We start from the raw sequence: 23,644 nt of genomic DNA, 5'->3' as shown, positions 1-23,644 counted from the left end.
GATTCCTCGTTCTTCTACGATGGGTTTAATGATGACTTGCATACCTCACGCGGGGCCTGCTGTCACGGCGACATAATACTGCCGGCAAAGGTGCATCGGGTCAATAGCCCCTTTCGACGCGCCACGCCTGTTTTCACAGCCAATCAACCTGTGTTGACTCCAACTCGCTGTGAGACGATACTAAAAAATGACTCAGCTCACACACTTAGCATCTTGAATAAGAATGCCAAAGGACAGGCTAAAATTCAAACAAACGTTTGTTTGAATTTTGAAATACGCTATCCTTTGAGATGGATACTTGGGCAAATCAACCCTTGGTAGTCGTCTATAGGCATTTTTACCGGTATGATAGCGCCCCTGATTAATTGCCTGCGGGCACACAATATTCATTAAAAGAAGTATGAGGAGACCAACGTGGAACGCGAATCGATGGAATTTGATGTTCTTATCGTCGGCGGTGGGCCCGCTGGCCTTTCGGCAGCATGCCGGGTGATGCAGCTGGCTCAGGAAGCCGGAGAAGAACTGACCGTCTGTGTCGTCGAGAAAGGCTCCGAGATCGGTGCCCATATTCTGGCCGGCACGGTATTTGAACCCACTGCCCTGAACGAACTCTTCCCGGACTGGAAAGAAAAAGGTGCGCCGCTGAACACACCGGTCACCCGGGATGATATTTTCCTGCTGAAGAATCAGGAAAGTGCCACCAAGATTCCCAATGCCTTTGTGCCGAAAAACATGCACAACCATGGCAACTACATTATCAGCCTGGGCAACCTGTGCCGCTGGCTTGCCGAGCAGGCGGAAGGTCTGGGCGTTGAGGTATACCCCGGCTTTGCGGCCTCTGAAACCATCGTGGAAGATGGCCAGGTAAAAGGCATCATTACCGGTGACATGGGCGTCGCCCGTGACGGCAGCGAAAAAGACGGTTATATGCCGGGCATGGAGCTGCGCGCCAAATACACGATGTTCACCGAAGGCTGCCGCGGCCACCTCGGCAAGCGCCTGATCAATGATTTCAAGCTTGATGAAGGCAAAGACCCGCAGCATTACGGTATTGGCATCAAGGAATTGTGGGACATTGACCCGGCCAAGCATGAGCCTGGCCTCGTGGTGCACACCACTGGCTGGCCGCTGAATGAGTCCGGCTCTACCGGTGGATCGTTCCTGTATCACCTTGAGAATGGCCAGGTGTATGTTGGCCTGATTACCGATCTCTCCTACAGCAACCCGCACTTGAGCCCGTTCGATGAATTCCAGCGCCTCAAGCTGCATCCGGAAATGAAACAGTACCTGGAAGGCGGTAAACGCGTTTCCTACGGTGCCCGGGCTATCACCAAGGGTGGTTTCAACTCCCTGCCGAAGATGAGTTTCCCCGGTGGTCTTTTGCTGGGCTGTGACGCGGGCACCCTGAACTTCTCCAAGATCAAGGGTTCTCACACTGCGATGAAATCTGGCCTGCTGGGTGCGGAAGCGGTGTTTGAGGCGCTGAAAGAAGGCAAAGCCGGCGAAGAAATCGTTAGCTTCGGTGACCGTTTCAAAGACAGCTGGTTGTACAAAGAGCTGTACGATGAGCGTAACTTTGGACCGGCCATGCACAAATTCGGCAACGTAGTAGGCGGCGCTTTCGCCTTCTTCGAGCAGAATATTCTGCGTGGCAGCGTGCCGTTTACTTTCCACGACACCACACCGGATTACGCCACCATGAAACCGGCGGCGGATGCAAAGAAGATCAGCTACCCGAAGCCGGACAACAAGCTGACGTTTGACCGCCTGACCTCGGTGTTCGTATCTAACACCAACCATGAGGAAGATCAGCCGGTTCACCTGAAGCTGAGCAATCCGGACATTCCGATTGAGGAAAACCTGCCGAAATACGACGAGCCCGCGCAGCGTTACTGCCCGGCCGGCGTATACGAAGTGGTTGAGAAAGACGACGGCAGCGGCAAGAAGTTCCAGATCAATGCCCAGAACTGTGTTCACTGCAAGACCTGCGACATCAAGGACCCTGCACAGAACATTAACTGGGTAACTCCGGAAGGTGGCGGTGGACCCAACTACCCGAACATGTAAGTTCGGTTCACAAAACCTTCAGGCATAAAAAAACGGCTCCCTCGGGAGCCGTTTTCGATAACGCTTCAGAAAAGCTTAGTGCACGTGGCCGTGCTCTTGCTCTTCGTCAGTCGCCTCACGGGCCTCTACCACTTCTACGTCGAAGTGCAGGGTCTGACCAGCCAGCGGATGGTTGGCATCAATGGTGACGGTTTCGTCACCAACTTCGACAACACGTACAACCTGTGGGCCGCCTGGAGTCTCCGCCTGGAATTGCATACCTGGCTCGATGGACTCAACGCCTTCAAAGGCTGAGAGTGGAACCGGCTGGACCAGCTCTTCGTTGACTTCACCGTAGCCTTCACCGGGCTCAACAGAGACTTTAACCTGATCTCCGGCGGTCTTTTCGTTCAGCGCACTTTCCAGTCCGCCGATGATGTTCTGTGCACCTTCCAGATACGTCAGAGGCTCACGACCTTCTACACGTGAGGAATCAAGTTCCTCACCCTGGTCATTAGTGAGTGTGTATTGGATGGTGACAACACGAGGTTGGGCCATGTGATCTCCTTGCGTGTCGCAATGACTGTTTAATTGAATTTGGGCAATCGCAAGTTTGCATGAACAGCCGGACTGCACAGAGTGACAAACGACCACCGGGCCTCGTTAGAGAGCCAGGCTCGTTAACAAGATCGAACCCACAGTTTAACAAGTGTCGGACTGTGTTTTCTACCGACAGTTGTTTGGGGCTGGGGTAAGGTTTTCAACCCCCCTGCCCGATTTCGTAAAAAATTCCCTGGCTCCAGACACCCAGAACCGTTTTCCCATCGTCCGATGTGGATTCCACCACGTGTTCGGCGAGATCGTAGTAAGCGCTGGTAACCAGCCTTGCTTCCAGGCCATGGCGCAGCATCACCACGGGCCTTGGTTCGTCGCCAGAGGGATAGGTACCGACCACCAGAGGGTGGCTCTCGCCGATCACCAGGGATTCGCCCACGTTGGTGGTCAGGGACAGGGTCTGTGCGGCCCCCTCACCTTCGGCGACCAGCGTATGAGCCAACAAGGGTGCATCCTCAACGGTGATCCGCCACTTCTCGACGGGCGTTACCAGATAGAACTCGCCGTCGTCTTCACGCCGGAGAATGGTAGAGAAAAGACGAACAATGGCTTCTCGGGCCAACGGTTCGCCTTTGTAGAGCCATTGGCCATCACGGGTAATGCGGATATCGATGTCACCCGACAGCTCGGGGTGCCATTTTTCCAACGGAGGCGGGCTGTTTCCCGGCGCACCGGACTGCTCTACCTGGCTGGCAAGTTGATCGGGATGTTGCTCCATAGTGCGCTGCCCCTTTTTATGTCCTATCAATGGTTCTGGCCAAAACAAACCAGTTTACGGCAGGAACTGCGCCTTGAGATCGGCACAGCCGGGTCCAATCACCGGCATTTCCAGCACAACCGCCTGAGACGTCATGAACGGGATGCCACGGCGATGCGCATCAACGAACAACGTCGATAGCGCTCCGACAAACGGCATGTGGGAGACCAGCATCAGAGGTGATTCAGATGCTTCCAACAACGCGTCGAGACAGAGCCCGGGGTCATCCTCAGGCGTGATGAACGGGACTTCCGTCATCGGGCAGTTCAGAATTTCGGAAGCGATCGCAGCGGTCTGCCTTGCGCGGACCAACGGGCTGTACCAGATAAGCTCCGGCCGCCAGGGTGACTCCGCGATGTCCGCGGCAACGGTTGCCACGCCAGCGCGCCCTGCTTCGGTCAGTTCGCGCTGCTGGTCAATGCTGTGCCAGCCGGCTTCACCGTGCCGCATAACAATCAGATGCAATGGCCACCTCCGGCGATCAAAGGGTTACTGACTGATGGTGCGAGGTAGAATAAATTCCACATCTGAGTTCTGAACCGACATCATCAGGCTGTTAATGACGGCGCTGATGGACGCGGTACCGTACAGAATCTCATAAAGCCCTTTTACCAACGGCATGTAAATACCAATGGCCTCGGATTTTTCCTTAACCAGTTTCAGAGTGTAGATCCCTTCTGCGACCTGGCCCAGCTCCGCTACCGCATCATCCAGCCCGGTGCCCTTACCGACCGCGTAACCCACCCGATAGTTCCGGCTTCTGGAGGACGTGCAGGTGACAATCAGATCACCAACCCCGGCCAGGCCCATGAACGTCATCGGGTTGGCACCGAGGCTGACGGCAAATCGGCTCATCTCTGCCAAACCCCGGGTGATCAGCATGGCTTTGGCGTTTTCTCCCAGATCCAGCGCCGTGGCAAGACCGGACACAATCGCGTAGATGTTTTTCAGGGCACCGGCAAGCTCAACGCCGTAAACGTCAACGTTTGCGTAAACGCGGAAATACTCACAACCAAGAAGGTCTTGCACAGCCCGGCGGACGTCCGGATCTTTTGCCGCGACAACGGTTGCGGTCAGATCCCGGTTCACAATCTCGCCAGCCAGATTCGGGCCGCTGAGCACACCACTCCGACACTTTGGAAGCTCTTCCTGCAGGATTTCACTCATCAGCTTGAAACCGTGCTCTTCGATACCCTTGGTCAGGCTGATAACCATCTGGTCATCGGAGAAATCCGTGCTGTGCTCCCGTATCACCGCGCGAAACGCTTTGCTGGGAATGGCGACGAAGACCACTTCCGCGTTTCTAACCGCGCCGGCAAAATCGGTGGTGGGCTGAATATCGCCGGTCAAGTGAATATCCGGCATGTAGCGGCTGTTGATTCCGCTACCGCGGATTTCGTCTGCCTGCGCTTTATCGCGCATCCAGAAATGAACGGTGTGGCCATTTTCCGCCAGCACCTTGGTCAGTGCTGTGCCAAAACTGCCTCCGCCAAGCACGGCGACATGACGGCCAGTGGCGGGCGCACCCGTCGTTTTCAGGTCGTTTTTATCAGGCATAGTGTGTCCGTTCGTTAGGATGGATCAGCCCGGTTCTTCACATTCCAGGGCACGAACCAGGTTCTTGAACTCTTCCCTGTTACGGCTGTTCAGGCCCATCAGCACGCGGTGGGCATCCAGCACCTTGTCACGCACTTGCTGTTCGCTGGCGCGCAGGACCGGAATTTCCTCAAGTTGTTCGATTCTGGAGGCGGGTTCGCGAACGATGATGAAAATCTTGTCGAAACCCATGGAAGTGATGATTCGGGTAATGTCGGGGTTGGTGGAAACCAGTGTGGGCATGAAGTGGCTTCGTTTATAAGCCGCCATGGCGATCTTTGCCAACAGGCCCAGCGTGGTGCTGTCGATAATCTCGCACTCGGTGAGATCGATCACCACGGTTTTGAATTCGGGGTCCTGGGTGATGGACTCAACCAGATTGTCCAGCGTCGAACAAAGGTTCAGCCGGATTTCACCAATAAACTTCAGGAGATAAATACCCTGATTTTCAGCCTGCAGGATCTTGTAACCAGCCATGTTTTACACTGCCACTAATTCGACGACGTGTTTTCTGAACCGTTCTGGATGTCAGTCACCGACACAACCGCGATGTCGTCCGGTAATTCTGTGATAGCATCAAGGCTCAATGCCTGGCTCAGAGATGCGATAGTGTGACTACCTCCCGACACGAGTTCAAGTAGTGTCTTTTCCTTTTCATCCAGGCTTTTCGCCCGGATGACTTCCAGAATGCCATCGGAAAACAGAATAAGCCGGAACGGGCTTTCCAAAGGAATCTCGTACACTTCCCATTCCGGGGATTCAAACAACCCGACCGGCAGGCCGCTGCCCTCCAGAAACGTGGTACTGCCACCTTCGAAGGACAGAATCGGCATGGGGAAATGTGCGCCGACCGCATATCTCAATTTACGCTCCGAAACCGTGATAATGCCAACAAAAACGGTTACGTGTTTACCGAGCCCCGTGTCGAGCAGTTCCGAGTTAATGCGCTCCAGAAAGCGCTCGGGGTAGAGGATGTCGTCGCTTGAGCGCCGGCGCAGGTTGCGCAGCAGGCGATTGGTCAGATTGCGTAGCAATACCGTCACAAACGCGGAACTGGCACCGTGGCCAGACACATCGGCGATATACACCATGACCTTGTCTTCGGAAATGCGAAAGTAGTCGAGAAAATCGCCGCTGAGATACAGCGACGGCTTGATCAGATGGGACACGCTCAGGCCGGCCAGGGACTGGTCGTTGTCAGGCAACATTTTCAGCTGCACCTTACGCCCGGCGCGTTGGTCGGCCCTGAGCTCCGAAATGCCATTGCGCAGGTCGCGGTTGGCCTCTTCGAGTTCTTGCCGGTACAGCTGATTGAGCCGGTTCACCCGAACACGGTCAAATAGCTTACCTATCACATCGTCCAGCGAGTCTTTACCATCGCAAGCCCGCTTCAACACGAAATCAGCGGCACCGGCTCGCAACGCGTTGACGACGTCGTCCGAGTTTTTCGTGTCAGAACAGGCCACAATAGGCGTAAAGGTTTCGAGATCCTCGAGTCGCGATGCCAGTTCCGAGATTGCCTGGGTTGGCAGATCGGCGAAAATCACATCCGGAATGTTCTGGTCGAACAGCGCAAGGGCTGCCTGGCTATCAGTACAGCCGGTCACATAGAAGCCACGAGCTTCCAGATGCCGGCTCAGCTCGTTCCGTGCCTTTTGATCGGCATCTATGATGAGAATGCGCTCGGTGCGCGAGGTCATGGCTAAGGCCCTAAACTACCATCGGTAAAGGATAAATCGGGTAACTATCGCCTATTCTGGCACGACCCTGTGATATAACAAGGCAAGTTTTATGGTTTTGGGAGAAAACAGGCAATGAGAAGCGCGGTAAACGATCTGCTCGGGGCGTATGACAAGCTGATTATGGATCCGGTTCATGGGGGTATTCCTTTATACCGGCATGAGATTCGCGTGATTGATCACCCGCTGTTTCAGCGCCTGCGCAATATTTGCCAGAACGACATACTCAGCCTGGTGTTCCCGGGGGCGACCCACTCACGCTTCCTGCACAGCATTGGCGTGATGCACGTCGGCACGCGAATGTTCCGGTCGATGATCGATGCCTACCTTCGGGAGAAACAGCTCAGCCAGCAGACCGATCTCAGCCTGAGCCAGCTCGACGCCATTGATTATCTGGCGAAAACCATACGCCTCGGCTGCCTGCTTCATGACAGCGGCCATTCCAGCTTTTCCCACCAGTTCACTCAGGCTCGTCGGATCCGCCAGCTGATGTCACGCCCTGGCCGGTTCGAAGATCTCTGGGAGGGTGTGGACTTTTCCTCTTACCATAGTTGCACACCGGACGAACTGGAGCATGAACACTATTCGGTCCGGGTGGCGCATGAAGTGCTGGCGGATATCGGTATAGAAAGCGCGGGCCTGGACGCCCGGGATGTGATCGGCATTATGGAAACCACGGACGTTCAACCCAGCGACGCGTTCTGCCGCCACGCCCGGACGTTCTGGCACTTCATCGCCGGTGACGATGCCCATTCCGGCGCGCTCAGCCAGGCGGACGTGCCGAGGCTGGTCATGGACCTGCTGTCTTCCATCGTATCCGGAGAGATTGACGCCGACAGGGCGGATTACATGCTGCGGGACGGTTTCCACTCCTCCGTCACCATAGGCGGTTTCAATCTTGACCACCTGCTGAGCAACCTGCGCTTCGGCTGGGACGTCTCAGAGCCATGGCTTGGGCTGGCGATCACCCACAAAGGCCTGGGCGCGCTGGAAGACTTTGTTTACAGCCGCCATCAAATGTACCGCAAGGTTTATGCGCACAAAACCGCACTGGGCTTCGACTGGCTATTGCGGGAGGCCATCAATGAGGTGCTTGAAGACCCGGAGAGCTTCGAGTGGATCGACACCTGCCTCAGTAACATGCGCTACTTCGCGGAACTGACGGACAACTTCTTCTGGGAAGCCTTCCGTAAGGTGGCCCGCCGCAACCCTCACAGCTTCTCACGCTGCATTGTCGATCGCATCAAGCTGGATCATCTGGACACCCGGGAAGACCTCAGCCATCAAGGTATCGCCGATCACCGCGATTGGCTGGCGGAACAGTTGAAGCTGGACCCGGCGCGCGTGGTGACCTGCTCCATGCGCGCTCGCTTTTCCAATATTCAGGATAACTTCAACGGAATAAAAGTGTTGGTGAGAGACCCCATCAAACGCACCCGCTCCTTGCGCAAGATTACCGAGGTCAGCGCATTCTTCAGCAAATTCAGCGATGGCACTATCACTCACTTTTACCTTCAGCCAGGGGTCACCACGCCCCGGGAAAGCGAGTAAAGCGGGTTAAATCATTTCCCGGACCAGGGCCTCAGCGCTCAGGTAGGCCCCTTCTACGCGGCCGCCACTGAGCCAGTCTCCGGCCAGGCCCACGCCCTCCTCGGGATACCACAGGCATCCGGGCTTGCCGGAAGCATCGGAACCGACGGAGCGGGCATACAGCCAGCGATGCGCCAGGGTTTCAAGTGGCTCAGAGGCGGTGCCGGTCAAGGCTCGAAAAGCAGCAACCATCGCGTCTACCACAGCATCAGGCGGGGTGTTTTCGTTCGCCGCAGACCAGTCAGGTGTAGCGTGCAGCACCCACCATTGCCCCTGCTCGCTTCGGCCCGGTTTGCTGGTGTTATTGGCCACCCAGTAAAGGATCTCGTCATTGGGGCGCATGCCATCAAACTCGCTGTAAGGCGGCTCGTTAAAATACGCCGCCACGGCCCAGCATGGCAATATCGCAGAAACGGGGCCGCGCAGGTGTTCGGCCAACGCAGCAAGGTTGCTGTCTGCCAGCAGGTCTCGTGTCTGGGCGGGAGGGGCCGTTATGACAACCTCGTCAAAGGGACCAAAATCCTGGCCGTCAGTATCAGTCAGTGTCCAGCACCTGTCATTTCGGGCCATTGTCGTGATGCGCGTTTGTGCCCGAATGTCCAGGCCGTCCGACAGTGCACGACTGATTGCCGTCATCCGTGGTACACCGACATAACGTGGCTCATGCGGAAACGTCTGCCAATGCCCATCCGGCGCCTGAAAGCCAAGGCGAGCATCCCAGCGTGCAAAGGAGCCCTCTCCGGCGAAACGGGCCAGAAAGTCCTGGAATGCGGGGCTGCGGATTGTAAAGTACTGGGCACCCATATCCGCCGACCCGCCGGTGACCCGCTTTGCTGCAAGGCGGCCACCCGGGCCGCGACTTTTCTCGAAAAGGGTCACGCTAGCCCCCTGCTCCATCAAAAGTCGTGCGGTGCAGAGGCCTGCGACCCCTGAACCAACCACTGCAACCTGACGTACATCCGGGTACTGAAACTTTCGGTTATTCATCGTTTGAGTGCATCCAAAAACAGGGAGTTGATCGTACATTCCGACGAACCGTTAAGACAGTTGTCGAAACATTACTTGATACAAGGGCAGTCTGGGTATGACCCGAACGCAATACTGGCTAACCAACATTCGAAGGTGGTTCGATTCCTCAGCGGGTTCGGATCACATCGACGCCACATCACGATCCTTCAACGTTATCCGGGTTATTCCCTTCTTAGCCCTCCATCTGGCCTGCCTGCTGGCTTTATTCACGGGCGTCAGTGCGTTTGCGGTTGGCTTTGCGATCGCCTTCTTTCTGATTCGCATGTTCGCAATCACCGGTTTCTATCATCGCTACTTTGCCCATAAAACGTTCAAAACCAGCCGGGCCGCCCAGCTGGTGTTCGCCATCATGGGCGCAAGCGCGGCCCAGCGTGGTCCACTCTGGTGGGCGGCTCATCATCGTCACCACCATCAGTATTCAGACAAAGAGGAAGACCTGCATTCACCCCATCAGGGTGGTTTCTGGTGGGCTCATGCCGGATGGTTCACCTGTGATGCCGGCTTCTCGATGGATGAGCGGCGCGTGAGGGACTGGCTGAAGTTCCCGGAACTGACTTTCGTTAACCGCTTTGATTCCCTGATCCCGGCTGCGGCGGCCGGACTGATCTACGGTTTTGGTGAAGCCTTGGCCGCCTGGGCTCCGGGCCTCGGTACTGACGGCTTCCAGTTGTTGATCTGGGGCTTCTTCATTTCGACGGTCGCGCTGTTCCACGCAACCGTGTCGATCAACTCCCTGTCCCATGTCTGGGGCAAGCGCCGTTTCGACACTGGGGATGACAGCCGCAACAACTTCTGGCTGGCTCTGCTGACCCTGGGCGAAGGCTGGCACAACAACCACCATCGCTGGCCACAGTCGGTCCGGCAGGGTTTCCGGTGGTACGAGATTGACGTTACCTGGTATGGGCTCTGGCTGATGTCCAAGCTGGGAATTATCTGGGATCTGAACCCGATTCCCAGGCACATTCAGGAAGAAACCCGCACGCTCGACGCACAGAGGAGGAATCCCTCATGAGTACCGCCTCAGCCATCGAAGTCGGTATTCCAGACTCCGCCATTCCGGCCACGCTCGAACGGTTCCAGGCGCTGTTTAATGACCTTGACGCAGGCAATCTGCACACGCTTGCCTCTGTCTACAGCGAAAACGTTCATTTTCAGGACCCGCTCTCGTCCGTCAGCGGGCTGGATCAGCTGACTCACTATTTCGCCGGGTCCTACGCCAATGTGTTGTCGTGCCGTTTCGAATTTGCCGAAGCGATAATAGACGGGGAAAACGTCGGCATCGCCTGGGTGATGCACCTGAAGCATAAACGCATTCGCAAAGGCCGCGAGATTCAGGTCGATGGCATGAGCCGACTGGTCATCCACAACGGCAAGGTTACCAGCCACCGGGACTATTTCGACGTTGGCCAGTTGCTCTACGAAAACCTCCCGGTGATCGGCGGTGCCATTCGATGGCTGAGGAAACAGGCAGGATGAGCCATCGGCTTCAGACCCCGTCAAACATCTGGATCACAGGTGCGGGCACCGGTATTGGTGAGGCGCTGGCTCGACAGCTTCTGGACCAGGGGCATCGGTTGATTGTCACCGGGCGCAGGCCCCAGCCGCTGGAGAAACTCTGCGAATTAGCGCCGGAGCGCGCCCTTCCGGCTGCGGCTGACACCACCGATAACGAACAACTGCAGACGATATCGCCCACGCTTGAGCGGTTTGGCGATCTCCATATGGTGGTGTTAAACGCCGGCACCTGCGAATACCTGGAAATAGAGAACTATCACAGCAACGTCATCGCCAACAATGTGACCACGAACGTGATTGGTACCGCTCGCTGCCTTGATGTTGCGCTGCCCGCGCTGCGACGGACCCGGGCCAACGGCGGGCCGGCAACCCTGGTGATCGTCAGCTCCTCAGCCTGGTGGTTTCCTTTTGCTCGCGCTGAGGGTTACGGCGCCTCCAAGGCGGCCCTGAGCTATTTTGCCCACGCGCTGCGGGCAGACCTGGCGGCCGAAGGCATCGATGTGGTGGTGGTTTCGCCCGGCTTTGTAAAAACACCTCTGACAGACCGCAACGACTTCCCGATGCCGTTTCTGGTGACCGCGGAAGACGCCGCTAACCGCATCGTTACCGGGTTGTCCAAAGGCAAAAACGACATTGCGTTTCCCAAACGCTTCACCTGGACGCTGCGCTTGCTGGGGGCACTTCCGCGCCCACTGATTGATCGCATGGCGGCGTCCATGGCCCGCAAAGACGCCCAATGACAGGAAAATCCCAGATGAACCAACCACGTCAGCGCATTGCTGTCATTGGGGCCGGCGTATCCGGCCTCACTGCTGCCTGGCTGCTTTCCGAGCAACACGATGTACAACTGTTTGAAGCGGCAGGTTACGCCGGTGGGCATACCAATACCGAACAGGTCGAATCGGGGGGCCGGGTTTGGCCAGTCAACACCGGGTTCATCGTTTTCAACGACTGGACCTACCCCAACTTCATGAAACTGATGGACCGGCTTGGCGTGCCATCAGAAGTCAGCAGCATGAGCTTCAGCGTTGACAGTGCGGCCAGCGGCCTTCAATACAATGGCACCAGCCTCGATACGCTGTTTGCGCAGCGCGGCAACCTGCTGAACCTGCCGTTCCTGAAGATGATCCGCGAAATTCTGAGGTTCAACAAAGAAGCCCGGGCGGATCTCGCCGCCGGCACCATTAATGACGAGGAAACCCTGGGAGAATATCTCAACAGGAACCGTTACTCCCGGTACTTTCGCAGCTACTACATCGTGCCCATGGGGGCCGCGATCTGGTCAGCGCCGGAAATCGTCCTGGAGCGATTCCCGATTCGTTTCTTTCTCCAGTTCTTTAACAACCACGGTATGTTGTCGGTCGACGACCGGCCCACCTGGCGAGTGATTTCAGGCGGTTCGGCGCAATACGTCAGCAAAATGATGGACCGGCTTGGTGATCGTACGCACCTGAACAGCCCGGTGACGTCGGTGACACGGCATCCCGACCGGGTATCGCTGATCGTGGGTGGTGAGGAACAGATGTTCGATCAGGTGGTATTCGCCTGCCATAGCGATCAGGCCCTGGCCATGCTGGCGGACCCGACTGATAACGAGCGGGACGTGCTGGGCGCGATTGCCTTCCAGCGTAACGACGTGGTTCTGCACACCGATCAGTCCGTTCTGCCCTCTAACCGTCGGGCGTGGGCGGCCTGGAACTATTTTATACCCCGTCATAGCACCGAACCGGTCTCGGTAACCTACAACATGAACGTGCTGCAAAATTTCCACGACGCCCCGGAAACCTTTTGCGTTACGTTGAATCGAAGCCAGGACATCGCGGAAGACCGTATTATCAAGCGGTTTGATTACGCGCACCCGGTGTTTACCCTCGAGGCCGTTGCGGCCCAGAACCGTTATCAGGACATCGGTAATCGCAACCGCAGCCATTTCTGCGGTGCCTACTGGTACAACGGGTTCCATGAGGATGGGGTACGCAGTGCATTGCGCGTCACCAACGCATTTGGTGTGGAGCTCTGAACATGGCCACCTCGAACCTGGCCAGCCATTGGCTTGAAGGCAGCATTCGCCACCGGCGCAAAAGCCCGGTCGGCCACCAGTTCCGGTATCGCACCGGCATGCTTGCACTCGAGCTGACGGAGTGGGATCAGGTCACAACGATCAGTCCGTTTTTTTCCCGCGAACGTTTTAACTGGCTCTCCCTCTACCGGAAAGATTATTTCAGCCCCGACAGCCCTGACCTGCTGGCGGCGGTTCGCGAGCAGGCGGAACGCGCGACGGGTTGGCTGCCAGACGGCCCGGTGGAACTGATCACCCACCCTCGGTACCTGGGGTATGTGTTCAACCCGGTCAGCTTTTACTTCTGTTACCGCGCGGGCGACCGCCCGGAAAACGGCGCGGTACCCAGAGTTATTCTGGCCCAGATTACCAACACGCCCTGGCATGAGCGCCATCTTTATTGCCTGGAGTCGCACGGTGATGCAGCGACATCTGACGGCTGGCACACCGAACGGTTCGGTTTCCAGAAACGCTTTCACGTGTCGCCATTTAACGACATGGACCAACATTACCAGTGGGCCTTCAGTTTTCGTGGGCCGCAACTGCGTATTCATATGAACGTTCTGGAAGCGGGACGCAAACAATTCGATGCCACGCTGGTAGTCCAACGCACCCCCCTGACCCGTAAACAACTACACAGAACATTGACGCGGTTTCCACTGGAGGCATTCAAAGTCGCTGCGGGCATTTACTGGCACGCAGTGAAGCTGAAATTCAAAGGAGCGCCGGTTTATACGCATCCGGATAAACGCGAGCCGTCCGATCGGTCTTACCAGCTTGGCAAGACCGATACCGGTGCCGATGTTACTGAAACCAACAAGACTGATTGTACAAGTGGAAAGGTAAGCTCATGGAGAATCTGAATACCTCATTGCAGACTGACACTGACGGGGCTGGTACGACGGTCACAAGCCGGCTCGCCAAACGCCTCGTTTGTCAGCAACTGGGCTTGCTGAAGGACGGTGTTCTGGTGGTCCGGGAAGCGGGTTGTGACGACCTGGTATTTGGCGATGGCAATGCGGAGCATCCCCTGGCGGAACTCCGGATACGCCACCACAGCACCTGGCGGGACCTGCTTACCGGAGGCAGTATCGGTGCCGCCGAATCCTGGGTGGCCGGTGACTGGGACACGCCCGATCTGGTCGCCCTGCTGAGTTTTTTCACTCGCAATGTGGACCGGATGAATGAATTTGAGGATCGCTACAGCTGGATCACCAAACCGACCCTCAAAGGGTTGCACTGGCTGAACCGGAACACCAAGGCTGGCTCGCGGAAGAACATCAGCGCCCATTACGACCTCGGGAACGATCTGTTTGAGACCTTCCTGGACCCCACGATGATGTATTCGTCCGCCATTTTCCCGCACGCAGACAGCTCGCTCGAAGCCGCGGCCGTTCATAAGCTCGACACCATCTGCAAAAAACTGGATCTGAAGCCGGGTGATCGGGTGATCGAGATTGGCACTGGCTGGGGGGGCTTTGCGGTTCACGCCGCTGCGCACTACGGCTGCCATGTAACCACCACAACCATTTCCGAAGAACAGCTTGCGCTGGCGCGGCAACGAGTGGCGGATGCAGGGCTTGAAGATCGCATCACACTGCTGTTCGAAGATTATCGAGATCTGACCGGGGAGTTCGACAAACTGGTATCAATCGAGATGATCGAAGCCGTCGGGCCGCAGTTTCTCGACAGTTATTTCCGTCAGATCAGCCACCTGCTCAAACCGGACGGCCTTGCGCTGGTGCAGGCGATCAATATGCCGGAGCAGCGTTATCAGCGTGCTTTGAAAAATGTGGACTTCATCCAGCGGTATATTTTTCCGGGCAGCTTTATTCCATCGTTCGGTGCCATGCTTGAGTCCGTCCGGTCAGGCAGCAACCTGGTCCTGACGCATGCCGAAGACATCGGCTTTCATTACGCCCGCACACTCAACCACTGGTGCGAACGTTTTATGGACAGCCGGGAACAGCTTGAGGGAATGGGTTATGACCAAGCGTTCCGCCGACTTTGGCATTTCTACTTCGCCTACTGCGAAGCCGGTTTCAGTGAGCGCGCGATTGGGGTTTCCCAGCTAGTGTTCGCCAAGCCTGGCAATAAGCGCGAGAACATCCTGAGCTTATGATTCAGTCGGAAACCGTCAGGAATGTCATCAACTTTGTCCTGTTCCAGGCGGGCTGGCTGGCCTGCGTGCTCTACCCCGGCCTGATCGGTGCCGGCGTGGTTGCCCTGTTTCTGGTCCTTCATTTCGCGCTGGTGAGTCAGAATCGCTGGATGGAAGCCCAGTTTATCGGCTTTGGCACAGTGGTGGGTGGCGTTCTTGATGGCCTCTGGTTCCACACCGGTGTGCTGGATGACGGCACGGGCCAGGTTCTGCTCACGCCGATCTGGCTGATTGCGATCTGGGCCATCTTCATGACCACGCTTTCCCACTCTCTGCAGTGGGTTGGCCGCAAACCCTGGCTGCCCTGGCTTCTCGCGCCGATGGCAGGCCCCTTTGCGTACTGGTCAGCCAGCCAGTTGGGGGCGGTTGAACTGCCGGTTCTGATCCCGTCCCTGGTGGCTTTGGCACTGGGGTGGCTGGTGGTCTTTCCGCTGCTGCTGTTCATCCGCAATACGCTCTATACGGAGTTAGCCCAATGACACGCCCTCAGCTCGCAACTCTTACCGCCGCCATGCTTATGGTGCCAGCGGCGTATGCCAATGACAGCCGGTTTGAATTCGTCGGCAAAGCCAGCGAAGACGGCACACCGGTATATGAAGAGCACCACAAGGTTGCCGGTGAATGTCGTGACAACCTCTGGCACCCGGTGACGCACAGCGTGGAGTATCGAAAGCCCGGGGAGCGTGAGTCATTCGCCACCAAATCACTGGAATACCGGTCTTCCGTTCTCCGCCCCGAGATGGATTTCAAACAGCTGGATTTTGATGAAAGTATCACGGTCCGTCAGGACGGTGATGGCTCTCTGGCGATCCATTGGCAGGCCCCGTCCGGTGGAACCGAAAACTTCAGTGCGAGCATTGAAGACAGCGTCGTCATCGACGCTGGTTTCGATAACCTTGTGCGCCGCCACTGGGCTGACGTGACATCGGACCAGTCGGTCGACTTCCGTTTCCTTGCTCCGACCCGGGGCGAACACTATGCGTTCGTGATGGAGCCGGTAAGCACCGATCAAACCGAGGCCAGGCACACCGTGACCATTCGCCCGTCTGGCATCGTCCTGCGATTCCTGGTGGACCCGATCACCCTGGGATACGACAGCTCCGGAACCCTGACCGATTACATCGGCCTCAGTAATCTCCGCAAATCCGAAGACAATAACTACACGGTTCACATCCGTTATGACGTCAGCAAACGCCCGACTTGCGAACTGACCCCCTGATACCGTCCTGTCAGCCAAGGCGGATTACCTGTTGGGCTGTGATAAACTCCGACGCTGAGATCAAAATCACCTGTCAGCGATGCAGAGAGTAATCCGCCATGATGTTTGTGTCTTTCAACGTCAACAGCATTCGTACCCGCCTTCACCAGCTGGAAGAAGTGATACGGACCCTGAACCCCGACGTCATCGGACTGCAGGAAACCAAGGTCACGGACGTCGACTTCCCGGTCGATGCCATCCGCGAACTGGGTTACCACGTCTCTTTCCACGGTCAGAAAACACATTACGGGGTTGCCCTGCTGTCGCGGGCGGCACCCCTAGCGATGACCAGAGGCTACCCCTGGGACGACGACGATGCCCAACGCCGCCTGATTACCGGGCAGTTCTCTTGCAATGGGGAAAAACTGACGGTCATTAACGGCTACTTTCCCCAGGGTGAAAGCCGGGACCACCCGGTGAAGTTTCCGGCCAAGCAGAAATTCTACAGTGATCTCATGCGCTACCTGGACGACCTGAAAAAGGAAGGCGGTCATATAATGGTCATGGGCGATGTGAACATTTCACCGACCGACAAAGACATCGGCATCGGCGCAGACAACGCCAAACGCTGGCTGCGTAGTGGCAAGTGCAGTTTCCTGCCGGAAGAGCGTGAGTGGCTGGCTCAGGTTGAAAGCCGCGGGCTTACGGATGTGTTCCGTCACCTTCATGCTGCTGAAGCAGACACCTTCAGTTGGTTTGACTACCGTAGCAAGGGGTTTGACCGGGACCCCAGACGCGGACTTCGTATTGACCTCATCATGGCCAGCGACAGCCTTCTACCCAGTGCGCGAGAAGCCGGCGTGTCTTACGATATTCGTGCCATGGAGCGGCCCTCGGACCATTGTCCGGTGTGGGCCCGCTTCGACCTCTGAACCGTTATCTGGCGCGATATGAAAAAAATCAAAACCCGCGACCGCATCCTCGACACCAGCCTGTTGCTGTTCAACAGTGTCGGTGAGCCCAACGTGACTACCCTGTTGATCTCTGACGAGCTCGATATCAGCCCTGGCAACCTTTACTACCACTTCAAAAGCAAAGGCGACATCGTCGAAGAACTCTTTGACCACTTTGAGGCCGAGATGCAGGATCTTCTGGACGTACCTGGCGACGTCGAGATCAGTCTGGAGCAGCAGAGTTTTTTCCTGCACCTGCTGTTTGAAACCGTGGCGCGCTACCGCTTTCTGTATCAGGACCTGGTGAATGTGTTGTCCCGATACGATCAGTTGCAAACGCGGTTTCGCCGCCTCCTGAAAAAGAAAACGGCTGCCTTTATGACGATCTGTGGCAGCTTTGAGCGCCAGGGGATGATCACAATCAGCAAGGGACAACTTACGGCTCTGGGTGAACAGTTAACCCTAACTGCCTGTTACTGGGTGAGTTACGATAGCCTTTCACATCTTGACAACCGGGATGCCGTCGACCCGGGGCGGGGCGTGTATCAAATGATGCAGTTGATGCTGCCCTACTTTGCCCCCGATGAGCAGGATCAGGTCAGCCTCATGAGTCAGGAGTATTTGTAAGCCACCGGCTTACTCTTCGGAATCGTCCAGATGGTCACCACGCAACCGCTGAAGCTCGGATTCCAGGGCCTCAATGCGATGCTCAAGGGATTCAATTTCTTCCCGGCGATGGATACCAAGACGACGCAGTGCGCCAGACACCCGTTCATCGAACATGTGTTCCAGCCGGTCCCACGTTCCTGTGGCCCGCTCGCGAACATCCCCCACCCGGCCTTCAACGCTTTTGATCTGTTTCCCGACCACACCGCGGGTTTTGTTTTCCAGCTGTTCACCTTCCTGCACCAATCGGTCGAAAAACCGCCCGGCATCTTCTTCCGCTTTGGTGTATGCGCCCAGACCTGCGAGCCAGATCTGGCGGGCAGAGTCTTTGATCTTGCCCGGGAGCTGCGGATCGTTCTGGGATTTGTTTTCGTTATCGTCGGACATGAAACAACCTCGGGGCATCAGAAAAAAGCAATGTGTCGTTATTGTATTACAGGCGATGGCGAATTTCAGTGCGTCATACCTGCTCGTAACCCGCACAACCGCAGGCGTTAGTATAAGTACTCAATCAATATGAAAAAATGATTTGAAATTAAACAGGCCACAACTTGCAGTGTACAAAATATGGTCAATACTTCCCTATACCGGTGTCCCTGCTGATGCCGGTTTGTCTGGAAGTCTTTCATGGATACTACTCGCACGCCTCTGCCCGGCCACCAGTGCCGGGCTTTTTTTGTCCGATCTCGCCGAGAGTAAAAGCAATACGGCCTGAGCCAAATTGGTTAGAATGAACCTCAACCGTCCTGAAAGATCCGGTGCACTGTGTCATCATGCGCCAACACCGTTGCTGACCCAAAAAGGCCTGTTTGAACTATGGAACTGAGAAAAATCGACGATCAGATAACCGTGGCTCCCCAGATCAGTGTCGACGACGTGGCAGAGCTCGCCCGGCTGGGTTTTAAAACGCTGGTAGCGAACCGGCCGGACCACGAAGAGCCCGGGCAGCCGGGAATGAGCGACCTCGAAGCCGCTGCGAAAGCGAATGGTCTGGAATGGGTCTACCAACCCGTGGAGTCTGGCCACATTACCGACGAAGATGTGGACCGCTTTGCACCAATGATCCAGCAGGCCGAAAAGCCCGTATTGGCTTTTTGCCGTTCGGGAACCCGTTGCACTGTGCTCTGGGCGCTCAGTGCAGCCCGTGATACACCTGCCGGTGACGTCGTCAGCAAAGCGGGAAATGCCGGTTACGACCTCAGCGGTCTGGCTCCCAGGCTTGCCCAGCAAGCGGCGAAGAAAGGCTGAAGCAGCCCTTGACCCAGCAACCAACATTGCCAGCCAGGACATCGCCTCATGCAGTACAAAGGAACAGAGAATTTCAGTCACAACCAGCCTGAAAAGCTGGGCGTACTGGTCACCAACCTGGGCACCCCCGATGCACCGACCCCTTCCGCCCTCAGGCGCTACCTCGGAGAGTTCCTGGCAGACCCGAGGGTGGTCGAGGTGCCGCGCCCGATCTGGTGGCTGATTCTCCACGGCATCATCCTTCGCATCCGCCCGCGCAAATCCGCCAAGGCCTACGCCAGCGTGTGGCAACCCGAGGGTTCTCCGTTGCTGTTTCATACGGCCAACCAGGCCGAGGGCATTCGCAAGGCGTTGCATCAGAAGTATGGCAACCATGTCGTCGTCGGGTTTGCCATGCGGTACGGCAACCCTTCCATCGCCAAAGTGCTGGATGAAATGCAGCGCCAGGGCGTCCGGAAACTGTTGGTGCTTCCGCTGTACCCTCAGTATTCTGCCTCAACGTCCGCATCAACCTTTGACGCGATCTCCAAAGATTTCACCAAACGCCGCTGGCTGCCGGATTTTCGGTTTGTTTCCCACTACCACGATTTCCCGGCCTACATTGAGGCCATGGCACAGCATATTGAAGCCTACTGGACTGAGCACGGGCGTAACGAAAAGTTGATTCTTTCCTATCACGGCATTCCACTGAAGTATCTTCAGCGAGGCGACCCTTACCACTGTGAGTGCCACAAGACGTCGCGACTCCTTGCCGAAAGGCTCAAATTAGGGCCGGACCAATACATGACAACCTTTCAGTCCCGTTTTGGGCGCGAAGAGTGGTTGCAGCCGTATACCGATGAAACCCTGAAGTCACTGCCCGGCAAGGGCGTAAAAACCATCGACGTATTCTGCCCCGGCTTCTCATCGGACTGCCTGGAAACCATCGAAGAACTTAATGAAGAAAATCGTGAGTACTTTATGGAATCTGGCGGCGAAGGCTTCGGCTATATACCGTGCCTGAACGCAACGCCCGGTCATATTGACGCCTTGGTGCAGCTCGTGGAAGAAAACCTGAAAGGATGGGTCGTGCCCGCTAACGATGGCGAGCAGCTGGAAGCCAGAGCAAAACGGGCTGAGGCCAGAAAACAGGCGACCGTTCCCGGCCGCAACGATGATATCTGACCCGCCAAACGAAGCATTCGTTAACCGTCTGCCGCTCCGTCTTCGGGACGGCGGCGCGCTGTAACTTCAGTCGCTTTCACCCCGCCCGCGTGCTCCAGATCCGGCACCGCCTGGCAAAACGTACACTCGGCTGTATCCACCGCAGCGCCGCCGTTTTCGACATACCGTACCCGGTGGCTTGCCTGACCGCGATTGGCCGAAACCGAAAAGCGCAGGTCTTTACGGCGTTCTTCCGCATGTGATTGGTCGTTCTGTGTCATGGATACCCCCGCGTCATCAGGACTCAACAAGCATAGGGACTAGTGTACGGGATTTGAAAGGGATGTGGGGCGAAATACAATCAAAATGACTGGAGAAGTTTACGCAGAACGTTGATCTGAAAAGAAAAATGGCGGTGGGCCAGGGATTCGAACCCCGGGAAGGCTATTAACCTTCGGCGGTTTTCAAGACCGCTGCATTCAGCCGCTCTGCCAGCCCACCGTTTTTTCACTTGCCGTCATTGCGACAGCGGGGAGCATGATACCGGAATTGCCTGCCCTGTCAACGCCCTGAAAACACCCGGGGCGGGATTTGCACCTCAATGAGGCCTGAATAGAAGTTTATGGTCATTTGGGGAATCTTTACCCACCTTTAGAGTCAGAAACGATTGAAAGTTGGGAATTCGCCATTATGATGGGGTAAGAACCTGGATGTAGAGCCTGACGCGCTCTCGCACCAAACTAGCTATTACAATATGGCTGTTAAAAACCGGAGAAGATTCAGAATGGAAAACAGACAGTATAACGTTCAGCAGAATCGGGGTACCACGATAAACCGTGGCTCTGGCACAGCCGCCATCAGCCCTGAAGCGCGGAAAGTTTTGCGCAACACCTATAGCCTGCTCGCCATGACACTGTTGTTCAGTGCTGTGATGGCTGGCGTATCCATGTCTATCGGCCTGGGCCGTGGTGCGGGGCTCATTTGCATGCTGGGTGCGATCGCGCTGGTTTGGCTGGTTCTGCCAAAAACCGCCAATAGCTCCGCCGGCATTGGTGTGGTCTTCGCGTTCACAGGCCTTCTTGGTCTTTCGCTTGGCCCCACCCTGACCTATTACCTGGCCATGGCTAATGGCGGGCAAATTGTGATGCAGGCCCTGGGTGGCACCGCACTGGTGTTCTTTGCCCTGTCTGGCTACGTACTGACCACCAAGAAAGACTTCAGCTTCATGCGCGGCATCCTGGTTGCCGGCATGGTGGTAGTGCTTGTAGCACTGGTGGGCTCGCTGGTTGCCAGCATGTTCGGCGTTGATGTCAGCATCTTCAGCCTGGCGATCAGTGCGGCCATCGTGTTCCTGATGTCTGGTTTCATTCTGTTTGATACAAGTCGGATTGTGAACGGCGGTGAGACTAACTATCTCATGGCGACAACCGGCCTCTATCTGAACATCTATAACCTGTTCCTGAGCCTGCTGCACCTTATTGGCGCATTTTCCAACGAATGAGCAGCCGCTTGCCAGAGCAGACAAAAACCCCGGCGTCTGCCGGGGTTTTTACGTTGGTGATCACCGGGGCGCCATACTCATCTCAGGCACCGCAAACAGCCCTGCACTTCGCTCGCGCTGCGATTGCCGCCAATAAGCGCATTGATCGACTATTCCTTTACGGTGATGGTGTTCACCTGGCGTCCAGCCTGAGCGCGCCCCCGTCCGATGAGCTGAACCTCTGTGAAGCCTGGTCAGCGTTTCTTACCGAGAACAATATTCCCGCCGTGGCCTGTATTGCCTCAGCGCTCCGACGGGGCCTGGTCAACGAATCGGAAATGCAGCGCTACGAACTACCGGCCTTCAACCTGCGCGCGCCCTTTGAGATAGCGGGCCTGGGCGAGTGGGTAGACAGCGCAGCCTCTGAATCCCGGGTCCTCTACTTTCACAAAGGAAGCTGACATGAGCACGCTGATCATTATCGACCAGCCGCCCTATGGCTCCTGGGAAGGCCGGGAAGCGCTGGACATGGCCTTCTCCCTGGCCGCCTTTGATCAACCGGTGTCGCTGTTGTTCTGCGGCCTCGGGGTGAACTGGTTGCGTAAAGGGCAGGATGCCGCGAAAGTTCAGCAGAAATCCGTTGAGCGGAACCTGGCGGCGGCCCCCATCTTCGGCGTAGAAGCGCTGCTTGCAGACCGTCACGCCTGCGATCAGTATGGTCTGTCTGAGACTGCCATGCTTGACCACGCCTCCACCACTGACTTCGGCCCGGAACTGGTTAGCCACTTTGATCACATCGCGTTTGCAGGCTAGGAATTGAACCAATGACCCCACTGAACACCCTGCATATTCTCAACAAACCCCCAAACCACAGCCGCTTCAAACTGTGCCTCGCGGCTATCGGGCCTGCGGATGGGGTGCTGTTAACCGAGAACGGCGTTCTGGCTGTCACCCAACGTTTGGAGATAAACGGTGAGCGATGGTTTGCTCTGGCACCGGATCTGGAAGCGCGGGGGCTTTTATCGCACGTCAGCCAGGATCAAGTCGTGTCATTCGATGACATGGTGGATCTGACGGCCTCTGCAGAAAACGTTATTAGCTGGTAACCCATGACCGACACCCTCATACCTAAACGAAACAATGAAGGTTTTCTGGAATCCGCGGAGCACTGGAATCCGCAAGTTGCTGAGGTTATCGCGGGCGAGGATGGCATTGACCTGTCAAACAATCACTGGGAAATCATCAAGTTCCTGCGAATGTTTTATGCAGAACATGAAATGTCTCCGCCCTCGAACAGGTTGTTCGTTAAAGCGGTGAAAGAGGCGTTCGGTGAGGGCAAAGGCAACAGCATTTACCTGATGCAGCTGTTTCCCGGCACGCCCGCCAAAACCGCCTGCCGGATTGCCGGGCTACCCCGCCCGACCAACTGCCTGTAAATCCCTGACTCGTTGAGACTCTGTTCGAATTGCTGCTATCCAATCCCGGCTAATAGCTTCGGGGCTCTGGTGCGGCACCGTTCTGTTCGCGAGATTTTCTCTCCAGGTCAGCAGCGCTGCCGAGAAAACTGCTTAATCCATTCTCAAACAACCCCGAGCCGAACTTGATAAACTGCCGGGTCGATTCCTTGACGGTGCTTTCCGGAAGGTCTCTGAGCGTTTCAGACACGCCCGCTTTAACACCTCGCGTCACCTTGGGTTCGATCTCCTGAGAGGCTGCAATCAATTCCTGGACCTTTTTATCCAGGTAGGGGCGAGCAACCCCGAACCAGAAGCCTGCGAGTACGCCTGCTACCACAACCGCCGTCACCACAGCCTGGATTAGTAGTGTGAGTCCGAATTCCATGAGGGGA

At 56.4% G+C, this 23,644-nt stretch carries 29 protein-coding genes and 1 tRNA gene; 19 read left to right on the top strand and 11 right to left on the bottom strand.

Annotated features, from left to right (window positions below; translation table 11 throughout):
- Positions 1 to 414 precede the first annotated feature (414 nt).
- Positions 415 to 2,067, top strand: coding sequence for an electron transfer flavoprotein-ubiquinone oxidoreductase (locus tag WD429_RS10420; protein ID WP_368422108.1), 1,653 nt, complete (start codon positions 415 to 417; stop codon positions 2,065 to 2,067).
- A gap of 75 nt (positions 2,068 to 2,142) precedes the next feature.
- Here WD429_RS10420 and WD429_RS10415 read toward each other — a convergent pair whose 3' ends face one another.
- The 6 genes from WD429_RS10415 to WD429_RS10390 form a co-directional block, all read right to left on the bottom strand.
- Positions 2,143 to 2,604, bottom strand: a complete 462-nt coding sequence (locus tag WD429_RS10415) for a peptidylprolyl isomerase (RefSeq protein ID WP_368422107.1) — start codon at positions 2,602 to 2,604, stop codon at positions 2,143 to 2,145.
- A gap of 202 nt (positions 2,605 to 2,806) precedes the next feature.
- Positions 2,807 to 3,379 carry a DUF1285 domain-containing protein gene (locus WD429_RS10410; protein WP_368422106.1) on the bottom strand — a complete coding sequence of 191 codons (573 nt, stop codon included), beginning with the start codon at positions 3,377 to 3,379 and terminating at the stop codon, positions 2,807 to 2,809.
- A 54-nt stretch (positions 3,380 to 3,433) separates the two neighbouring features.
- The gene (locus WD429_RS10405) at positions 3,434 to 3,883 is read right to left on the bottom strand and encodes a histidine phosphatase family protein (protein WP_368422105.1); all 450 of its coding nucleotides are present in this window, start codon (positions 3,881 to 3,883) and stop codon (positions 3,434 to 3,436) included.
- Between the two features lie 24 nt (positions 3,884 to 3,907).
- The gene (locus WD429_RS10400; protein ID WP_368422104.1) at positions 3,908 to 4,975 is read right to left on the bottom strand and encodes an NAD(P)H-dependent glycerol-3-phosphate dehydrogenase; all 1,068 of its coding nucleotides are present in this window, start codon (positions 4,973 to 4,975) and stop codon (positions 3,908 to 3,910) included.
- Positions 4,976 to 4,999: 24 nt separating this feature from the next.
- Complete coding sequence (locus tag WD429_RS10395; RefSeq protein WP_368422103.1) at positions 5,000 to 5,491, bottom strand: STAS domain-containing protein; 492 nt, start codon at positions 5,489 to 5,491, stop codon at positions 5,000 to 5,002.
- A 14-nt stretch (positions 5,492 to 5,505) separates the two neighbouring features.
- Complete coding sequence (locus WD429_RS10390; RefSeq protein ID WP_368422102.1) at positions 5,506 to 6,714, bottom strand: PP2C family protein-serine/threonine phosphatase; 1,209 nt, start codon at positions 6,712 to 6,714, stop codon at positions 5,506 to 5,508.
- Positions 6,715 to 6,828: 114 nt separating this feature from the next.
- Here WD429_RS10390 and WD429_RS10385 point away from each other — a divergent pair, with 114 nt between their 5' ends.
- Positions 6,829 to 8,304: an HD domain-containing protein gene (locus WD429_RS10385; protein ID WP_368422101.1), complete on the top strand. Its 1,476-nt coding sequence runs from the start codon at positions 6,829 to 6,831 to the stop codon at positions 8,302 to 8,304.
- Between the two features lie 6 nt (positions 8,305 to 8,310).
- Here WD429_RS10385 and WD429_RS10380 read toward each other — a convergent pair whose 3' ends face one another.
- Positions 8,311 to 9,330 carry an NAD(P)/FAD-dependent oxidoreductase gene (locus WD429_RS10380; RefSeq protein ID WP_368422100.1) on the bottom strand — a complete coding sequence of 340 codons (1,020 nt, stop codon included), beginning with the start codon at positions 9,328 to 9,330 and terminating at the stop codon, positions 8,311 to 8,313.
- Between the two features lie 97 nt (positions 9,331 to 9,427).
- On the opposite strand from WD429_RS10380, the gene WD429_RS10375 reads away from it, so the two are divergent.
- From WD429_RS10375 to WD429_RS10330, 10 genes are all read left to right on the top strand, one after another.
- Positions 9,428 to 10,384 (top strand): acyl-CoA desaturase, encoded by a 957-nt coding sequence (locus tag WD429_RS10375; RefSeq protein ID WP_368422099.1) that lies wholly within the window; start codon positions 9,428 to 9,430, stop codon positions 10,382 to 10,384.
- A complete protein-coding gene (locus WD429_RS10370) occupies positions 10,381 to 10,848 on the top strand; it encodes a nuclear transport factor 2 family protein (protein WP_368422098.1) in 468 nt (155 codons plus the stop codon). The genes WD429_RS10375 and WD429_RS10370 overlap by 4 nt, the downstream gene beginning before the upstream one ends.
- Positions 10,845 to 11,627, top strand: a complete 783-nt coding sequence (locus WD429_RS10365; protein ID WP_368422136.1) for an SDR family NAD(P)-dependent oxidoreductase — start codon at positions 10,845 to 10,847, stop codon at positions 11,625 to 11,627. The genes WD429_RS10370 and WD429_RS10365 overlap by 4 nt, the downstream gene beginning before the upstream one ends.
- Positions 11,628 to 11,641: 14 nt before the next feature.
- Positions 11,642 to 12,907: an NAD(P)/FAD-dependent oxidoreductase gene (locus WD429_RS10360; RefSeq protein WP_368422097.1), complete on the top strand. Its 1,266-nt coding sequence runs from the start codon at positions 11,642 to 11,644 to the stop codon at positions 12,905 to 12,907.
- Between the two features lie 17 nt (positions 12,908 to 12,924).
- Positions 12,925 to 13,809: a DUF1365 domain-containing protein gene (locus WD429_RS10355; protein ID WP_368422135.1), complete on the top strand. Its 885-nt coding sequence runs from the start codon at positions 12,925 to 12,927 to the stop codon at positions 13,807 to 13,809.
- A complete protein-coding gene (locus WD429_RS10350; protein WP_368422096.1) occupies positions 13,797 to 15,068 on the top strand; it encodes a class I SAM-dependent methyltransferase in 1,272 nt (423 codons plus the stop codon). The genes WD429_RS10355 and WD429_RS10350 overlap by 13 nt, the downstream gene beginning before the upstream one ends.
- Positions 15,065 to 15,586 carry a DUF2878 domain-containing protein gene (locus tag WD429_RS10345; RefSeq protein WP_368422095.1) on the top strand — a complete coding sequence of 174 codons (522 nt, stop codon included), beginning with the start codon at positions 15,065 to 15,067 and terminating at the stop codon, positions 15,584 to 15,586. Before WD429_RS10350 ends, WD429_RS10345 begins: the two co-directional genes overlap by 4 nt.
- Positions 15,583 to 16,326, top strand: coding sequence for a hypothetical protein (locus WD429_RS10340; RefSeq protein WP_368422094.1), 744 nt, complete (start codon positions 15,583 to 15,585; stop codon positions 16,324 to 16,326). The genes WD429_RS10345 and WD429_RS10340 overlap by 4 nt, the downstream gene beginning before the upstream one ends.
- A 98-nt stretch (positions 16,327 to 16,424) precedes the next feature.
- Positions 16,425 to 17,237, top strand: coding sequence for an exodeoxyribonuclease III (gene xthA / locus WD429_RS10335; RefSeq protein ID WP_368422093.1), 813 nt, complete (start codon positions 16,425 to 16,427; stop codon positions 17,235 to 17,237).
- 18 nt (positions 17,238 to 17,255) lie between these two features.
- Entirely contained in the window at positions 17,256 to 17,885 is a 630-nt protein-coding gene (locus WD429_RS10330) for a TetR/AcrR family transcriptional regulator (protein WP_368422092.1), read from the top strand.
- A 9-nt stretch (positions 17,886 to 17,894) separates the two neighbouring features.
- Here WD429_RS10330 and WD429_RS10325 read toward each other — a convergent pair whose 3' ends face one another.
- Positions 17,895 to 18,311 (bottom strand): phasin family protein, encoded by a 417-nt coding sequence (locus tag WD429_RS10325; protein WP_368422091.1) that lies wholly within the window; start codon positions 18,309 to 18,311, stop codon positions 17,895 to 17,897.
- Between the two features lie 429 nt (positions 18,312 to 18,740).
- On the opposite strand from WD429_RS10325, the gene WD429_RS10320 reads away from it, so the two are divergent.
- Positions 18,741 to 19,172, top strand: coding sequence for a TIGR01244 family sulfur transferase (locus tag WD429_RS10320; RefSeq protein ID WP_368422090.1), 432 nt, complete (start codon positions 18,741 to 18,743; stop codon positions 19,170 to 19,172).
- 48 nt (positions 19,173 to 19,220) lie between these two features.
- Positions 19,221 to 20,336 (top strand): ferrochelatase, encoded by a 1,116-nt coding sequence (gene hemH / locus WD429_RS10315; RefSeq protein ID WP_368422089.1) that lies wholly within the window; start codon positions 19,221 to 19,223, stop codon positions 20,334 to 20,336.
- A gap of 20 nt (positions 20,337 to 20,356) precedes the next feature.
- On the opposite strand, the gene WD429_RS10310 is transcribed toward hemH, so the two are convergent.
- Both WD429_RS10310 and WD429_RS10305 read right to left on the bottom strand, forming a co-directional pair.
- A complete protein-coding gene (locus WD429_RS10310) occupies positions 20,357 to 20,596 on the bottom strand; it encodes a hypothetical protein (protein WP_368422088.1) in 240 nt (79 codons plus the stop codon).
- A 129-nt stretch (positions 20,597 to 20,725) separates the two neighbouring features.
- Positions 20,726 to 20,816, bottom strand: a tRNA-Ser gene (locus WD429_RS10305).
- A gap of 283 nt (positions 20,817 to 21,099) precedes the next feature.
- On the opposite strand from WD429_RS10305, the gene WD429_RS10300 reads away from it, so the two are divergent.
- Genes WD429_RS10300 through WD429_RS10280 form a run of 5 tightly spaced genes read left to right on the top strand, consistent with a single transcriptional unit; the run spans position 21,100 to position 23,231 of the window.
- A complete protein-coding gene (locus WD429_RS10300) occupies positions 21,100 to 21,816 on the top strand; it encodes a Bax inhibitor-1/YccA family protein (protein WP_368422087.1) in 717 nt (238 codons plus the stop codon).
- On the top strand, positions 21,813 to 22,256 hold the full coding sequence (gene tusD, locus WD429_RS10295) for a sulfurtransferase complex subunit TusD (protein WP_368422086.1): 444 nt from the start codon (positions 21,813 to 21,815) through the stop codon (positions 22,254 to 22,256). The genes WD429_RS10300 and tusD overlap by 4 nt, the downstream gene beginning before the upstream one ends.
- A 1-nt stretch (position 22,257) precedes the next feature.
- The gene (locus WD429_RS10290) at positions 22,258 to 22,608 is read left to right on the top strand and encodes a DsrE family protein (RefSeq protein WP_368422085.1); all 351 of its coding nucleotides are present in this window, start codon (positions 22,258 to 22,260) and stop codon (positions 22,606 to 22,608) included.
- 11 nt (positions 22,609 to 22,619) lie between these two features.
- Positions 22,620 to 22,901 (top strand): sulfurtransferase complex subunit TusB, encoded by a 282-nt coding sequence (gene tusB, locus WD429_RS10285; protein WP_368422084.1) that lies wholly within the window; start codon positions 22,620 to 22,622, stop codon positions 22,899 to 22,901.
- Positions 22,902 to 22,904: 3 nt separating this feature from the next.
- Complete coding sequence (locus WD429_RS10280) at positions 22,905 to 23,231, top strand: TusE/DsrC/DsvC family sulfur relay protein (RefSeq protein WP_368422083.1); 327 nt, start codon at positions 22,905 to 22,907, stop codon at positions 23,229 to 23,231.
- A 49-nt stretch (positions 23,232 to 23,280) separates the two neighbouring features.
- Here WD429_RS10280 and WD429_RS10275 read toward each other — a convergent pair whose 3' ends face one another.
- Positions 23,281 to 23,637, bottom strand: a complete 357-nt coding sequence (locus tag WD429_RS10275; protein WP_368422082.1) for a hypothetical protein — start codon at positions 23,635 to 23,637, stop codon at positions 23,281 to 23,283.
- Between the last annotated feature and the right edge of the window lie 7 nt (positions 23,638 to 23,644).

This window comes from Marinobacter sp. (genome assembly GCF_040904845.1).
In the GTDB taxonomy this organism is placed as follows: Bacteria; Pseudomonadota; Gammaproteobacteria; order Pseudomonadales; family Oleiphilaceae; genus Marinobacter.
Note: the sequence above shows the minus strand (reverse complement) of the source record. Positions and strands in the feature narration are given on the sequence as shown.

Excerpts from the sequence above, each read along its gene's own strand:
- WD429_RS10350 (WP_368422096.1), top strand. The coding sequence starts at position 13,797 with ATGGAGAATCTGAATACCTCATTGCAGACTGACACTGACGGGGCTGGT.
- tusB (WP_368422084.1), top strand. The coding sequence starts at position 22,620 with ATGACCCCACTGAACACCCTGCATATTCTCAACAAACCCCCAAACCAC.
- WD429_RS10275 (WP_368422082.1), bottom strand. The coding sequence starts at position 23,637 with ATGGAATTCGGACTCACACTACTAATCCAGGCTGTGGTGACGGCGGTT.
- WD429_RS10370 (WP_368422098.1), top strand. The coding sequence starts at position 10,381 with ATGAGTACCGCCTCAGCCATCGAAGTCGGTATTCCAGACTCCGCCATT.
- WD429_RS10385 (WP_368422101.1), top strand. The coding sequence starts at position 6,829 with ATGAGAAGCGCGGTAAACGATCTGCTCGGGGCGTATGACAAGCTGATT.
- WD429_RS10340 (WP_368422094.1), top strand. The coding sequence starts at position 15,583 with ATGACACGCCCTCAGCTCGCAACTCTTACCGCCGCCATGCTTATGGTG.
- WD429_RS10300 (WP_368422087.1), top strand. The coding sequence starts at position 21,100 with ATGGAAAACAGACAGTATAACGTTCAGCAGAATCGGGGTACCACGATA.
- WD429_RS10325 (WP_368422091.1), bottom strand. The coding sequence starts at position 18,311 with ATGTCCGACGATAACGAAAACAAATCCCAGAACGATCCGCAGCTCCCG.
- tusD (WP_368422086.1), top strand. The coding sequence starts at position 21,813 with ATGAGCAGCCGCTTGCCAGAGCAGACAAAAACCCCGGCGTCTGCCGGG.
- hemH (WP_368422089.1), top strand. The coding sequence starts at position 19,221 with ATGCAGTACAAAGGAACAGAGAATTTCAGTCACAACCAGCCTGAAAAG.
- WD429_RS10380 (WP_368422100.1), bottom strand. The coding sequence starts at position 9,330 with ATGAATAACCGAAAGTTTCAGTACCCGGATGTACGTCAGGTTGCAGTG.
- WD429_RS10290 (WP_368422085.1), top strand. The coding sequence starts at position 22,258 with ATGAGCACGCTGATCATTATCGACCAGCCGCCCTATGGCTCCTGGGAA.
- WD429_RS10400 (WP_368422104.1), bottom strand. The coding sequence starts at position 4,975 with ATGCCTGATAAAAACGACCTGAAAACGACGGGTGCGCCCGCCACTGGC.
- WD429_RS10395 (WP_368422103.1), bottom strand. The coding sequence starts at position 5,491 with ATGGCTGGTTACAAGATCCTGCAGGCTGAAAATCAGGGTATTTATCTC.
- WD429_RS10330 (WP_368422092.1), top strand. The coding sequence starts at position 17,256 with ATGAAAAAAATCAAAACCCGCGACCGCATCCTCGACACCAGCCTGTTG.
- WD429_RS10410 (WP_368422106.1), bottom strand. The coding sequence starts at position 3,379 with ATGGAGCAACATCCCGATCAACTTGCCAGCCAGGTAGAGCAGTCCGGT.
- WD429_RS10415 (WP_368422107.1), bottom strand. The coding sequence starts at position 2,604 with ATGGCCCAACCTCGTGTTGTCACCATCCAATACACACTCACTAATGAC.
- WD429_RS10280 (WP_368422083.1), top strand. The coding sequence starts at position 22,905 with ATGACCGACACCCTCATACCTAAACGAAACAATGAAGGTTTTCTGGAA.
- WD429_RS10390 (WP_368422102.1), bottom strand. The coding sequence starts at position 6,714 with ATGACCTCGCGCACCGAGCGCATTCTCATCATAGATGCCGATCAAAAG.
- WD429_RS10310 (WP_368422088.1), bottom strand. The coding sequence starts at position 20,596 with ATGACACAGAACGACCAATCACATGCGGAAGAACGCCGTAAAGACCTG.
- WD429_RS10345 (WP_368422095.1), top strand. The coding sequence starts at position 15,065 with ATGATTCAGTCGGAAACCGTCAGGAATGTCATCAACTTTGTCCTGTTC.
- WD429_RS10375 (WP_368422099.1), top strand. The coding sequence starts at position 9,428 with ATGACCCGAACGCAATACTGGCTAACCAACATTCGAAGGTGGTTCGAT.
- WD429_RS10365 (WP_368422136.1), top strand. The coding sequence starts at position 10,845 with ATGAGCCATCGGCTTCAGACCCCGTCAAACATCTGGATCACAGGTGCG.
- WD429_RS10360 (WP_368422097.1), top strand. The coding sequence starts at position 11,642 with ATGAACCAACCACGTCAGCGCATTGCTGTCATTGGGGCCGGCGTATCC.
- WD429_RS10320 (WP_368422090.1), top strand. The coding sequence starts at position 18,741 with ATGGAACTGAGAAAAATCGACGATCAGATAACCGTGGCTCCCCAGATC.
- xthA (WP_368422093.1), top strand. The coding sequence starts at position 16,425 with ATGATGTTTGTGTCTTTCAACGTCAACAGCATTCGTACCCGCCTTCAC.